This is a genomic window from Enterobacter chuandaensis (assembly GCF_003594915.1).
In the GTDB taxonomy this organism is placed as follows: domain Bacteria; phylum Pseudomonadota; class Gammaproteobacteria; order Enterobacterales; family Enterobacteriaceae; genus Enterobacter; species Enterobacter chuandaensis.
Window position 1 is genome coordinate 46629 of the sequence record NZ_QZCS01000007.1, and the last position, 13650, is coordinate 60278.

Sequence of the window (13650 nt, forward strand, 5' to 3'; positions counted from 1 at the left end):
CCGACAGGCCAGCACGTCACACTGCTGGCCTTTCTGACAACAGGTCGGCTCAGCCGATGTGAAAATAAGAAGATCGTGGAGAACAACAATGAGCGCAAATGCGGAGAGCACTACCCCGCAGCAACCGGCCAATAAGAAAGGCAAACGTAAAAGTGCCCTTCTTCTGTTGACCTTGCTCTTTATTATTATTGCCGTGGCATATGGGATCTATTGGTTTTTAGTATTGCGTCATGCAGAAGAGACTGACGACGCATACGTGGCAGGGAACCAGGTACAGATTATGGCGCAGGTGTCGGGCAGCGTGACGAAAGTCTGGGCTGACAATACTGACTTTGTGCAAAAAGGCGATGTGTTGGTGACCCTCGATCCAACCGACGCCCAGCAGGCCTTTGAGAAAGCCCAGACCGCGCTGGCCTCCAGCGTCCGTCAGACCCGCCAGCTGATGATCAACAGTAAACAGCTGCAGGCCAACATCGACGTGCAGAAAACCGCACTCGCGCAGGCGCAGAGCGACCTGAACCGCCGTGTACCGCTCGGCACCGCTAACCTGATTGGCCGTGAAGAGCTGCAGCACGCGCGCGACGCGGTTGCCAGTGCCCAGGCACAGCTGGACGTGGCGATTCAACAGTACAACGCCAACCAGGCGATGGTGCTCGGCACCAGCCTCGAAAACCAGCCCGCCGTTCAGCAGGCGGCGACTGAAGTACGCAACGCATGGCTTGCCCTGCAGCGTACCAAAATCGTCAGCCCGATGACCGGCTACGTCTCCCGCCGTTCCGTCCAGCCAGGGGCGCAGATTAGCCCGACCACGCCGCTGATGGCGGTCGTGCCGGCAGACAACCTGTGGGTAGACGCTAACTTTAAAGAGACGCAGCTCGCCCATATGCGTATCGGCCAGACCGCGACGGTCGTCAGCGACATCTACGGCGATGACGTGAAGTACACCGGGAAAGTGGTGGGTCTGGATATGGGGACGGGCAGCGCCTTCTCCCTGCTCCCTGCGCAAAACGCCACCGGTAACTGGATCAAAGTGGTTCAGCGTCTGCCCGTGCGTATCGAGCTGGATGCCAAACAGCTGGCGGATCACCCACTGCGTATCGGCCTCTCAACGCTGGTGACGGTCGATACCGCTAACCGCGACGGTCAGATCCTCGCAAGCCAGGTGCGTAGCAGCCCGGCTTATGAAAGTAACGCCCGTGAAATTAGCCTCGATCCGGTCAACAAGCTGATCGATGACATCGTGAAGGCAAACGCCGGTTAATCCGAAGGTGAGCGTTATGCAACAGCAAAAGCCGCAAAAACCGCTGGAAGGCGCGCAGCTGGTCATTATGACCATCGCGCTGTCGCTGGCGACATTCATGCAGGTGCTGGACTCCACCATCGCAAACGTGGCGATCCCAACCATCGCCGGCAACCTTGGCTCGTCGCTGAGCCAGGGAACCTGGGTCATTACCTCGTTCGGGGTGGCGAACGCCATCTCCATCCCTATCACCGGCTGGCTGGCGAAGCGCGTCGGTGAGGTGAAGCTATTCCTCTGGTCCACGGTAGCGTTTGTTCTTGCCTCCTGGGCGTGCGGCATGTCAAGCAGCCTGACGATGCTGATTTTCTTCCGCGTCATTCAGGGGATTGTCGCCGGGCCGCTGATCCCGCTGTCGCAGAGTTTGCTGCTGAGCAACTACCCCCCAGCAAAACGTTCGGTCGCGCTGGCGCTGTGGTCTATGACCGTTATCGTCGCGCCTATCTGCGGACCGATTCTGGGCGGGTATATCAGCGATAACTACCACTGGGGCTGGATCTTCTTTATCAACGTACCGATTGGCGCCGTCGTGGTATTGATGACGCTGCAGTCGCTGCGGGGACGAGAGACGCGCACCGAACAGCGGCGAATCGACAGCATCGGGCTGGCGCTGCTGATCCTGGGCATCGGCAGCCTGCAGATTATGCTCGACCGCGGTAAAGAGCTCGACTGGTTCAACTCGCAGGAAATCATCATCCTGACCATTGTCGCGGTGGTGTCGATAAGCTTCCTGATTGTCTGGGAGCTGACGGACGATAACCCGATTGTCGATCTCTCGCTCTTTAAATCGCGAAACTTCACCATCGGCTGCCTGTGTATCAGCCTCGCCTATATGCTCTACTTCGGCGCGATTGTTCTGCTGCCGCAGCTGTTGCAGGAGGTGTATGGCTATACCGCGACCTGGGCGGGACTGGCCTCGGCGCCCGTTGGGGTGATCCCGGTACTGCTGTCGCCGATTATTGGCCGCTTCGCCCACAAGCTCGACATGCGTCGGCTGGTGACGTTCAGCTTCATCATGTACGCCGTGTGCTTCTACTGGCGCGCGTATACCTTTGAGCCGGGAATGGACTTTGGCGCCTCGGCGTGGCCGCAGTTCATTCAGGGCTTTGCGGTGGCGTGCTTCTTTATGCCGCTGACCACCATTACGCTCTCTGGCCTGCCGCCTGAGCGTCTGGCGGCGGCATCAAGCCTGTCGAACTTCACCCGTACGCTTGCGGGCTCCATCGGGACGTCGATCACCACCACCCTGTGGACGAACCGTGAATCGATGCACCATGCCCAACTGACCGAAGCGGTGAACCCGTACAATCCGAACGCCCAGCAGATGTACAGTCAGCTTCAGGGCATGGGGATGACGGAGCAGCAGGCATCCGGCTGGATTGCCCAGCAGATCACCAATCAGGGGTTGATTATCTCGGCAAACGAGATTTTCTGGATATCGGCAGGGATCTTCATCGTCCTGCTGGGGCTGGTGTGGTTTGCCAGACCGCCGTTTGGCGCCGGTGGCGGCGGCGGTGGGGCGCACTAATTCGCGTTGTCCAGAACGCGACAGCGATTGTCAGTTTCGATAAAGCAGCGCTCCTGAAATCACTTCACGATAGTGAAAAGACAACAGGAGCGCATCATGCTGAACACACCCGCCGACAAATACCAGCCTTACCCCACCGTTTCATTACCCGACCGCCGCTGGCCGGAGCAGACCATCACCCGCGCGCCGCGCTGGCTTTCGACCGACTTACGCGACGGTAACCAGGCGCTTGCTGAGCCGATGGACAGCGCCCGCAAGCTTCAGTTCTGGGATCTGCTGCTGGGCTGCGGATTCAAAGAGATCGAGGTCGCTTTTCCTTCCGCCTCGCAGACGGATTTCAACTTTGTTCGTCAGCTGATTGAAGAGAACCGCATCCCCGATGACGTCACGATTCAGGTGTTAACGCAGGCGCGGGAAGATCTCATCCGTCGCACTTTTGAATCCCTGCGCGGCGCGAAGCAGGCCACCGTTCATCTGTATAACGCCACCGCCCCGCTGTTCCGCCGCCTGGTGTTCGGCATGGAAAAAGCACAAATCGTTGAGCTGGCGACGCGCGCCACGCGCCTGATTCGTCAACTGTGTGAAGAGAACCCTGACACCCGCTGGCAGTACGAGTACTCCCCGGAAACCTTCTGCTTTACCGAGCCGGAGTTTGCGCTGGAGATTTGTGAAGCCGTGGCGGAGATCTGGCAGCCGTGCGATGCGCGGCCCATGGTGATCAACTTACCCGCTACCGTCGAGGTTAGTACGCCCAACGTCTACGCCGACCAGATCGAGTATTTCTGCCGCCACTTCAGCCGCCGCCGCGACGTGTGCATCAGCGTGCATCCGCATAACGACCGCGGCACCGGCGTCGCCAGCGCGGAGCTGGCAGTGATGGCAGGTGCAGACCGCGTTGAAGGCTGCCTGTTTGGCAACGGCGAGCGCACGGGCAACGTCTGTCTGGTGACGCTGGCGATGAACCTTTACAGCCAGGGCGTTAGCCCGAACCTGGATTTCAGCGACATGAACCGGGTGGTGGAAGTGGTGGAAGCCTGCAACCAGCTGCCGGTGCACCCACGTCATCCGTGGGCGGGTCGGCTGGCGTATACCGCCTTCTCCGGCTCGCACCAGGACGCGATCAAAAAAGGCTTTGATGCCCGTAAGCCTGACGATCGCTGGGAGATGCCCTATCTGCCCGTCGATCCGCAGGATATCGGCTGCACCTACGAAGCGGTGATCCGCGTGAACAGCCAGTCAGGAAAAAGCGGCAGCGCATGGCTTATCGAGCAAAATCATGGGCTGAAACTGCCCCGTGCCCTGCAGCAGGATTTCAGCCAGCACGTGCAACAGGAAACCGATAGCCACGGAAAAGAGATGACGCAGAATGCGCTGTGGCAACTGTTCCGCACCCGCTATGGGCTGGTAACCACGCCGCAGTTTGCGCTGCAATCCTACCACAGCGACGGCCAGCAGGACGGCCAGCTGCGCTTAACGGCAAGCATCTATACGCAGGGGGGAACGCGCCAACTGGAGGGCCAGGGCAACGGTCTGCTCTCCGCCGCCGCTCAGGGCTTAAGCCGCTGGGTTAACGCGCCGTTTGTGATTAAGGATTATCACGAACATACGTTAGGCGAACGCAGCGACAGCCGCTCGGTGGCCTATATTCGCTGTCTGTTCCAGGACGGTACCAGCCGCTGGGGCGTGGGCATCGACAGCGACGTGGCGCGCGCGTCGCTTCAGGCGCTGCTTAACGCCGTCAGTCGTTCTTAAAGTAATCGCTGGGTGAAGTTCCCATCACCCGGCGGAACATCGCCGTAAAGGCGCTGTTGCTGCCATAACCCAGATCCAGCGCCACGCGTAATACCGGCTGGCCCTGCGCCAGCCGTACTAAAGCTTCCAGCAGTCGCGCCCTTCTCACCCACTCGCTATAGCTCACGCCCGTCTGCTGCTGAAAATGGCGGTTCAGCGTGCGTTCGCTCATCCCTACAATGTCTGCGGCCTGCGCACTGCTCCAGCTTTCTCCCGAGGACTGTCGAATCTGCTGGCAGAGGTGGCGCAGCGCTTCACTTTCCGGCTCGGGAAGGTGAAACGGCAGTACCGGCATGAGACGAATTTCATCGAGGATCAGCTCATAAACCCGTTCATCGCGGCTACCGGGTGCGTAAGATTCCGGTAGCGTCAGGGAGGTAAGGATCAGCTCGCGCAACAGCGGTGAGATCTGCACGATCTGACAGGTCGCCGGGAGATCGGCGCGCGCCAGCGGATCGATGAACAACGTTCGCGCTGCGACGTTGCCGGTGATACGAAGCGAGTGCTGTGTCCCCGCCGGTAGCCAGACGCCGCGCCCGGGAGGAACAACCCAACATCCTGATGCAGTATCGACCCGCACCACGCCGCTCAGGGTGTGCAACAGCTGCGCGCAGTCGTGCTGATGCCACGGCTCGCTGTCGCCGTGAACGTAATCATGGGCAAACGGAACGAGGGGACGATGGGTAAAGGAGAAGGTTGCGGTTGTGGTCATGGGGTTAAACCACCCTCACCCTACCCTCTCCCTGAGGGAGAGGGAAAAGGTGCCCTAGATGTGCAGTTCCTGCAGTTTTTCTTTTGGCAGGGCCAGCTCTTCGTTGCTGTTCACGCGAACGTCACGCTCGATGATGTGACGCGCGATCTCCTGCGCTTCTTCCAGAGAGTGCATCTGGTAAGTGCCGCACTGGTAAACGTTCAGCTCAGGGATCTGGTTCTGCTCTTTCACTTTCAGCACGTCTTCCATCGCCGCTTTCCACGCATCGGCAACGCGTTTCTCTTCAGGCTGGCCAATCAGGCTCATGTAGAAACCGGTACGGCAGCCCATCGGGGAGATATCGATGATCTCAACGCCGTTGCCGTTCAGGTGGTCACGCATGAAACCCGCGAACAGGTGTTCCAGGGTATGAATGCCTTTCTCTGGCATCACTTCTTTATTCGGCACGCAGAAACGCAGATCGAAGACGGTGATCGTGTCGCCGTGCGGGGTGTGCATGGTCTTCGCCACGCGAACTGCAGGTGCTTCCATACGGGTATGGTCGACAGTAAAGCTATCTAATAACGGCATACGTCACCTCCGATAGTGATTTTTTTTAAAATAAACTGAACTCTTCTACAGAATGCACGTCTGAGTATATGAAAGACGCGCATTTGTTATCATCATCCCTGAATTCAGAGATGTATATTTTGGCCACAGCGATGTGGCCTTTTTCTTTTCTGCTTAAGACTGCTTCGCCAGAAACGCCTCAAACGACTCTGTATCCGCCGCTTCAACCTCTTTCTGACGCACCACGGACGCCTCGCGTTCCGCGATAAAATCCGCCTCGCTCAGGATCGCTAACGGCTCATGCATCAGCATCTCACGGTACTCCGCTGAGAGTGAACGCCCCGTACCGCCAATCCCCTGCTCGATCATGGAACGCAGAATACGCGCTGAGAACGTCAGTTCCGGGTTATCGAAGCATTCCACCAGCTGGTCGCAAATCTGTTGATATGCGTCACCGCCGTCGATGCTGTCCATTGTCCGGGCAACACGCTTCAGGTCGTGGAACAGATCTTTACCCACCTTGGCCAGCGGGAACTGCGCCGTTTCACAACCAATACCTAACGTCAGGCCAGGCTTGCGCCCTTCCAGGATCACGCGGTTCCAGTTGGTGCGCGTACAGAGCAGTTCGTCTGAGCTCATTTCCGGCGCATCCGCCAGCGCGCACCAGACCATAAACAGATCCAGGAAGCGCACCTGCTGCTCGTCAACGCCAATCGGCGAGAACGGGTTGATATCCAGCGAGCGTACTTCAATATATTCAATGCCGCCGCGCTGCAGCGCATCCGACGGCGTTTCACCGCTGCGCGTCACGCGCTTCGGACGAATTGGCGCATACAGCTCATTTTCAATCTGCAGCACATTGCTGTTGATTTGCAGGCGCTTGCCGTCTTTTTCGAGGCCGATTTTCTCGTACTCTTCCGACGGGGTTTTGATCGCCCGCTTCAATCCTGCCACATATTCGTGCAATTCGTTAAACGTAATACCGAGATTGCTTTGCGATTTATTGGTATAGCCCAGATCGCTCATGCGCAGAGAGGTCGCATACGGGAGATAGTACATTCCGCACTCGGTTTTTTCGAACGGCAGCGTGGTCGGTTTCCCCTGCAGGAACGATGAGCAGATTGCCGGAGACGCGCCAAACAGGTACGGAATCACCCAGCCGAAACGGTAATAGTTGCGGATCAAACGGAAGTATCCCGCGGAGATCGCTTCTTTATCCGTATCTCCCCCTTTCGCCTGCCAGAACGCCATCGGCAAAGAGAAATTGTAGTGCACGCCAGAGATCGTCTGCATCAGTGCGCCGTAGCGATTTTTCAGACCTTCACGATAGAGCGTTTTCAGCTGGCCAATGTTTGACGTGCCGTACTGCGCCAGCTCAATCTCCTGGCCCTGCTCGATATAACACGGCATGCTGAGCGGCCACATACGCTCATCGCCGAGATTGCGCGCGGTGTAGCGATGGATGTCGCGCATGATCGTCAGCATATGATCAATATCGCCGTCCACCGGCGTGATGAACTCCAGCAGCGCTTCAGCGAAATCGGTTGTGATCCATTTATGTGTCAGCGCCGAGCCTAACGCCTTCGGGTGACCCGTCGTCGCTAAGCTACCGTCCGCGTTAACGCGCAGCGTTTCACGCTCGAGACCACGCTGAATACCCTTCAGAGCCTGAGGGTGGTTTTCCAGCCAGGCCAGCGCCTGAGATACGTCCGGGATCAAATTGACCTCCCGCCTGTCAAAGTAATGTTACTCAGCATAATTGTAATGGTTGACGATTGAAGGTCGCGTATTCATTCCACCAATTAGTGCCACCACGTCATACCCTGTAGTGTTGCCCACGCCACGAGAACATAGCGCAACGCCTTGCCAAGGCACAAAAAAAAGAGCACCGGTCCCCAGGAGATGCGCATCCATCCCGCCAGCAGACACAGTAAATCGCCTATTACAGGCATCCAGCTTAATAACAGCGTGGCAGCGCCATAGCGTTTTAGCCAGCCGACTGCCTTTTCCTGCCAGCGCGATTTTTCACGCAGCGGAAAGAAACGCCCAAGAATAACGTTAGTCAGCCCTCCAAGGCTATTACCCATTGTTGCTATTAATACCAGTAGCCAGGGCTGACTCACGCCGGACAACAGCATCGCCACCAGCACCACTTCCGAATTTCCCGGTAACAGCGTGGCGCTTAAAAAACTGCTGGCGAATAATGAGGCAAGTGACAGTGCGTCACTCACAGTAAGCGCACATCCACCGCCGCCATTCCGGCATCACGTGCGGCCTGAATGCCGAAGTCGGCGTCTTCAAACACGACGCATTTTGCTGCCGGGACGCCCATTAATTCTGCGCAGAGCAGGAAGGTGTCCGGTGCGGGCTTGTGATTTTTAACATGATCGGCGGCCACCACGGCAGAAAAATAGTGGCGCAGGCCAAGATGGTTGAGCAACGCTTCTGCTATCGCGCTCTCGCTGCCCGTCCCGACAGACATAGGACGACGCCCGTGCCACTCTTTGACGACGTCAATGAGCGGTAAAGGCTGCACGGTGTCTAACAGTATGGCTTTCACCGCGTCGGTTTTTTCACGCGCGAGCTGGTGCGGGTCGAGATCGGCCTGATTTAGTTCAATTACGGCCTGCGCAATACGCCAGGTAGGGGATCCGTTGAGGGCAATCATCGCCTGAAGGTCGAAACGCATGCCGTAGCGACCCAGGACCTCGGTCCAGGCTTGACGATGCGTGGGTTCAGTATCCAGGATGGTGCCATCCATGTCGAAGATCAAACCGTCATACTGTGCGTACATCGTGCTCTCGCTAAACGATTAACAAAGCATTACTTTATCGTAAAAGGTGGTTTTTGTCGCTGACTGAGAGTGTGATTGCTGACGGAACGTCGAAGGAATAAACAAAGAAGGAGAAGATGGTGCATCCGGGAGGATTACTCGGCTTACGCCTCGCCCTGCGGGCCGTTGCTAAAGCAACGTTATCCTCCCTGCTGCTTGCGATTAACTCGCAGACCTTAAAACAACAGCATCGCTGTTATCCAGGAGAATATGGTGCATCCGGGAGGATTCGAACCTCCGACCGCTCGGTTCGTAGCCGAGTACTCTATCCAGCTGAGCTACGGATGCATCGGGGAAATGCTTTTAGAAACAGTAAATGGTGCATCCGGGAGGATTACTCGGCTGCGCCTCGCCCTTCGGCGCCGTTGCTAAAGCAACGTTATCCTCCCTGGTGCTTGCGATTAACTCGCAGACCTTAAAACAACGACATCGCTGTTATCTCGGAGAATATGGTGCATCCGGGAGGATTCGAACCTCCGACCGCTCGGTTCGTAGCCGAGTACTCTATCCAGCTGAGCTACGGATGCATCAGGGAACTGCTTTCAGAAATAGTAAATGGTGCATCCGGGAGGATTCGAACCTCCGACCGCTCGGTTCGTAGCCGAGTACTCTATCCAGCTGAGCTACGGATGCATCGGGATTTACTACTGTACTACTCGATATTCATATCACTTCGAAAGCAATATGAAGTAATAGATGGTGCATCCGGGAGGATTCGAACCTCCGACCGCTCGGTTCGTAGCCGAGTACTCTATCCAGCTGAGCTACGGATGCAAAATGGCGGTGAGGCGGGGATTCGAACCCCGGATGCAGCTTTTGACCGCATACTCCCTTAGCAGGGGAGCGCCTTCAGCCTCTCGGCCACCTCACCACACAACGCCTCTTTCGAGTGCTTCGAGTCACTCGTTAAGAGCTTCTCGTCGCTGCGTGGCGCATATATTACTTTCTGGGACTTATAAGTCAAACAATTTTCCAAAAGCTTTTATCGTTTGCACAAATCGCACGCAATTCGCATGTAAAAGCCGCAAAGAGGGTGTTTTATAAGCGGATTTTGCAGGCATCTTCACAGAAAACATCTGCCGAAATGGCGGCGTAAGGGCGAGTTTAGGGTAACAGAGTGGTTAAAAAGAGAGCGTTTGAAATTAAACGGTAACGTTGAGCAGGAAAAATAGCGGGAGGGTTGCGTCTCGCCCGACAGCGAGACGCGACAATATCAGTAACTGGACTGCTGGGATTTTTCAGCCTGGATACGCTGGTAGATCTCTTCACGGTGGACAGATACTTCTTTAGGAGCGTTAACACCAATACGTACCTGGTTACCCTTTACCCCTAAAACTGTCACGGTGACCTCATCCCCAATCATGAGGGTCTCACCAACTCGACGAGTCAGAATCAGCATTCTTTGCTCCTTGAAAGATTAAAAGAGTCGGGTCTCTTGTATCCCGGCATTATCCATCATATAACGCCAAAAAGTAAGCGATGACAAACACGTAATGTGTAAGCAGTCACGGCATCACATTCTGTTAAACGTAAGTTTAGCCGATATACACAAACTCAACCTGACTTTATCGTTATCGATAGCGCAGTGAGCAAGACGCCATAACGTTACCGTTATGGCGTCTGCTTGTGCTTTGTAGTTATTACAGCTTCGCGCTCACCCAGCTTTCAACGCTGGCCAAAGCTTGCGGAAGTGCCGCCGCATCCGTACCACCGGCTTGCGCCATGTCCGGACGACCGCCACCCTTGCCGCCCACCTGCTGGGCGACCATACCAATCAGTTCCCCTGCTTTTACGCGGTCGGTCACATCCTTAGAGACGCCCGCAATCAGAGAAACCTTACCTTCTGCCACCGTCGCCAGCACGATAACCGTAGAACCAAGCTGGTTCTTGAGATCGTCGACCATAGTACGCAGCATCTTAGGCTCCACGCCCGCCAGATCGCTGACCAGCAGTTTGACGCCCTTAATGTCTACCGCTTTGCTGGAGAGGTTCGCACTCTCCTGCGCCGCAGCCTGTTCTTTCATCTGCTGGAGTTCTTTTTCCAGCTGACGGGTGCGATCCAGCGCAACACGCACTTTCTCGCCCAGGTTCTGGCTATCGCCTTTCAGCAACTGCGCGATGTCGTGCAGTTGGTCGCTCTGCGCATGCAGGCTGGCGATTGCGCCTTCACCGGTCACCGCTTCGATACGACGCACGCCTGCAGCCGTACCGGATTCAGAAACGATGCGGAACAGGCCGATGTCACCGGTGCGCGAGGCGTGAGTACCACCGCACAGCTCGGTAGAGAAGTCGCCCATGCTCAGCACGCGTACGCGCTCGTCATATTTCTCGCCAAACAGCGCCATCGCACCTTTTTTCTTCGCGTCCTCGAGATCCATGATATGGGTCTCAATTGGCAGGTTACGACGGATCTGCGCGTTCACCAGGTCTTCCACCGCGCGGATTTCAGACGGCTTCATCGCTTCAAAATGCGAGAAGTCGAAACGCAGAACTTTATCGTTTACCAGAGAACCTTTCTGTGCAACGTGGGTACCCAGCACGTCGCGCAGGGCTGCGTGCATCAGGTGGGTTGCAGAGTGGTTCAGACGAATGCGCGCGCGGCGTGCTTCATCAACGTTAGCCTGTACGCCCTCGCCCACTTTCAGAGAACCGGAAACCAGTTTGCCCTGGTGACCGATCGCCTGACCGTATTTCTGGGTATCGCTTACGCTGAAGCTAAAGCCGTTGCCTTTCAGTTCGCCTTTATCGCCAACCTGACCGCCGGATTCCGCATAGAATGGCGTTTTGTCCAGAATGACGACGGCTTCCTGACCCGCGCTGATGCTGTCTACGGCTTTACCGTCAACAAACAGGGCGGTCACTTTACCGGTCAGTTCCAGCGCTTCATAACCTTTGAATTCAGACGCGCTATCAACGCGGATCATCGCATTGTAGTCTGCACCGAAGCCGCTGGATTCACGCGCACGACGACGCTGCTCTTCCATCGCGGCTTCAAAGCCTGCTTCGTCAACTTTGATGTTGCGCTCGCGGCAGACGTCCGCCGTCAGGTCAACCGGGAAGCCGTAGGTGTCGTACAGGCGGAAAGCGGTTTCGCCATCCAGCGTGTCGCCCTTAAGCTTCGCCAGCTCTTCGTCCAGCAGCGCCAGACCGCGCTCCAGCGTACGCGCAAACTGCTCTTCTTCGGTTTTCAGAACCTGTTCAACCTGCGCCTGCTGGCGTTTCAGTTCGTCGCCGGCTGAACCCATCACGCCAATCAGTGGCCCAACGAGTTTATAGAAGAAGGTATCCTTCGCGCCCAGCATGTTGCCATGACGGATAGCACGACGAATGATACGGCGCAGCACGTAGCCACGGTTTTCATTCGACGGGATAACGCCGTCGGCAATCAGGAACGCACAGGAACGAATATGGTCTGCGATAACGCGCAGCGATTTGTTGTTCAGATCGGTCGCGCCGGTCACTTCTGCAACGGCTTTGATCAGGGTGCTGAACAGGTCAATTTCGTAGTTGGAGTTAACGTGCTGCAGTACTGCGGCGATACGCTCCAGACCCATACCGGTATCAACGGACGGTTTCGGCAGTGGCTCCATGGTGCCATCAGCCTGACGGTTGAACTGCATGAAGACGATGTTCCAGATCTCAATATAGCGATCGCCGTCTTCTTCAGGGCTACCTGGAGGGCCGCCCCAGATATGGTCGCCGTGATCGTAGAAGATCTCGGTGCACGGACCGCAAGGACCGGTGTCACCCATCTGCCAGAAGTTGTCAGACGCGTATGGCGCGCCTTTGTTATCACCGATGCGAATAATACGCTCGCGCGGGATACCCACTTCTTTTTCCCAGATTTCAAACGCTTCATCATCGGTTTCGTAGACGGTCACCCACAGACGCTCTTTCGGCAGGTTGAACCAGTTTTCACCGGTCAGCAGTTCCCACGCGTATTGAATGGCATCGTGTTTGAAATAGTCGCCGAAGCTGAAGTTACCCAGCATTTCGAAGAAGGTGTGGTGGCGCGCGGTGTAACCGACGTTTTCCAGGTCGTTGTGTTTACCGCCCGCACGCACGCAACGCTGTGAGGTTGTAGCGCGGGAATAATTACGCTTGTCGAGACCAAGGAACACATCCTTGAACTGGTTCATCCCGGCGTTGGTAAACAGTAAAGTCGGGTCGTTGTTCGGTACCAGGGAGCTGCTGGCAACAACCTGGTGTCCCTTACTATGGAAAAAGTCGAGAAACGCCTGACGGATCTCAGCGGTGCTCTTGCTCATAATTATCCTGAAATCAAGCTAACGAAATGTCGTAGCCAGCCTGTACCGCTAAACCGTTGGACAGACCAGCTACTGGAAAAAGTGGGAATAAGATAAGTTTTCTTGGGTGGGAAGTAAAATCCCGCATGCGTTCAATCGGCAAAATTACGCCAGATATCCTGAATATCTTCCATCAGAAAGCCGCGGTAGAGCAAAAAGCGCTGGATTTTAACTTTTTCTGAAAATTCACGCGGCAGCGGTTCGCCGTATTTACGGATAGCCTGCTCTTTTGCCCGCTCGCACCAGTCAGTGTCGCTTTCGCGCATCGCTTTTTCGATGGATTCCCTGGCTACCCCTTTCTGGTTCAGCTCCTGGCGGATGCGCGCAGGGCCGTAGCCTTTGCAGCCGCGGCTGGCGAGAAAACGCGAGGCGAAGCGGTCATCGTCCAGGTAATGATGCTCATAGCACCAGGCCACCACACGGTCGTAGTCTTCCGCAGTGGCATCAATCTCTTCCGGTCCGTTTTTGCCCATGACGGGCGCTGACAGCTTCCGCCGCAGCTCCTGTTCGCTATGGTCGCGCACGGCGAGAATGCGTACCGCACGGTCCAGCAAGCGCGCGTAGGCGGGTCGGCGTGATGTCGGTTCACTCATAAAAAACCTGCAGAATCAGAAATGCAAAAAGGGCCGCGTC

11 protein-coding genes and 5 tRNA genes are annotated in these 13650 nt (G+C 56.3%); 3 read left to right on the forward strand and 13 right to left on the reverse strand.

Annotated features, from left to right (window positions below; translation table 11 throughout):
- Positions 1-88 precede the first annotated feature (88 nt).
- The 3 genes from emrA (at position 89) to leuA (ending at position 4577) form a co-directional block, all read left to right on the forward strand.
- Positions 89-1261 (forward strand): multidrug efflux MFS transporter periplasmic adaptor subunit EmrA, encoded by a 1173-nt coding sequence (gene emrA / locus D5066_RS12930; RefSeq protein ID WP_045909303.1) that lies wholly within the window; start codon positions 89-91, stop codon positions 1259-1261.
- Between the two features lie 16 nt (positions 1262-1277).
- Positions 1278-2825 (forward strand): multidrug efflux MFS transporter permease subunit EmrB, encoded by a 1548-nt coding sequence (gene emrB / locus D5066_RS12935; RefSeq protein WP_028014182.1) that lies wholly within the window; start codon positions 1278-1280, stop codon positions 2823-2825.
- A gap of 96 nt (positions 2826-2921) precedes the next feature.
- Positions 2922-4577: a 2-isopropylmalate synthase gene (gene leuA, locus D5066_RS12940; RefSeq protein ID WP_119916184.1), complete on the forward strand. Its 1656-nt coding sequence runs from the start codon at positions 2922-2924 to the stop codon at positions 4575-4577.
- On the opposite strand, the gene D5066_RS12945 is transcribed toward leuA, so the two are convergent.
- The 13 genes from D5066_RS12945 to recX all read right to left on the reverse strand — a co-directional run bounded on the left by D5066_RS12945 (position 4564) and on the right by recX (position 13610).
- Complete coding sequence (locus D5066_RS12945; protein ID WP_119916185.1) at positions 4564-5328, reverse strand: AraC family transcriptional regulator; 765 nt, start codon at positions 5326-5328, stop codon at positions 4564-4566. The genes leuA and D5066_RS12945 overlap by 14 nt on opposite strands.
- A gap of 54 nt (positions 5329-5382) precedes the next feature.
- Positions 5383-5898 carry an S-ribosylhomocysteine lyase gene (gene luxS, locus D5066_RS12950; protein WP_008499539.1) on the reverse strand — a complete coding sequence of 172 codons (516 nt, stop codon included), beginning with the start codon at positions 5896-5898 and terminating at the stop codon, positions 5383-5385.
- Positions 5899-6051: 153 nt separating this feature from the next.
- Positions 6052-7596, reverse strand: coding sequence for a glutamate--cysteine ligase (gene gshA / locus D5066_RS12955; RefSeq protein ID WP_119916186.1), 1545 nt, complete (start codon positions 7594-7596; stop codon positions 6052-6054).
- Between the two features lie 83 nt (positions 7597-7679).
- Positions 7680-8108, reverse strand: a complete 429-nt coding sequence (locus D5066_RS12960; RefSeq protein WP_008499541.1) for a YqaA family protein — start codon at positions 8106-8108, stop codon at positions 7680-7682.
- On the reverse strand, positions 8105-8671 hold the full coding sequence (gene yqaB / locus D5066_RS12965) for a fructose-1-phosphate/6-phosphogluconate phosphatase (RefSeq protein WP_080330187.1): 567 nt from the start codon (positions 8669-8671) through the stop codon (positions 8105-8107). The genes D5066_RS12960 and yqaB overlap by 4 nt, the downstream gene beginning before the upstream one ends.
- 250 nt (positions 8672-8921) lie before the next feature.
- A tRNA-Arg gene (locus D5066_RS12970) sits at positions 8922-8998 on the reverse strand.
- 162 nt (positions 8999-9160) lie between these two features.
- Positions 9161-9237 (reverse strand) — tRNA-Arg (locus D5066_RS12975).
- A gap of 29 nt (positions 9238-9266) precedes the next feature.
- A tRNA-Arg gene (locus D5066_RS12980) sits at positions 9267-9343 on the reverse strand.
- A gap of 64 nt (positions 9344-9407) precedes the next feature.
- Positions 9408-9484: transfer RNA gene (locus D5066_RS12985), tRNA-Arg, on the reverse strand.
- 4 nt (positions 9485-9488) lie between these two features.
- Positions 9489-9581, reverse strand: a tRNA-Ser gene (locus D5066_RS12990).
- Between the two features lie 342 nt (positions 9582-9923).
- A complete protein-coding gene (gene csrA / locus D5066_RS12995) occupies positions 9924-10109 on the reverse strand; it encodes a carbon storage regulator CsrA (RefSeq protein WP_000906486.1) in 186 nt (61 codons plus the stop codon).
- A gap of 241 nt (positions 10110-10350) precedes the next feature.
- Complete coding sequence (gene alaS, locus D5066_RS13000; RefSeq protein ID WP_080330186.1) at positions 10351-12978, reverse strand: alanine--tRNA ligase; 2628 nt, start codon at positions 12976-12978, stop codon at positions 10351-10353.
- Positions 12979-13109: 131 nt separating this feature from the next.
- On the reverse strand, positions 13110-13610 hold the full coding sequence (recX, locus tag D5066_RS13005; protein ID WP_119916187.1) for a recombination regulator RecX: 501 nt from the start codon (positions 13608-13610) through the stop codon (positions 13110-13112).
- Positions 13611-13650: the final 40 nt, after the last annotated feature.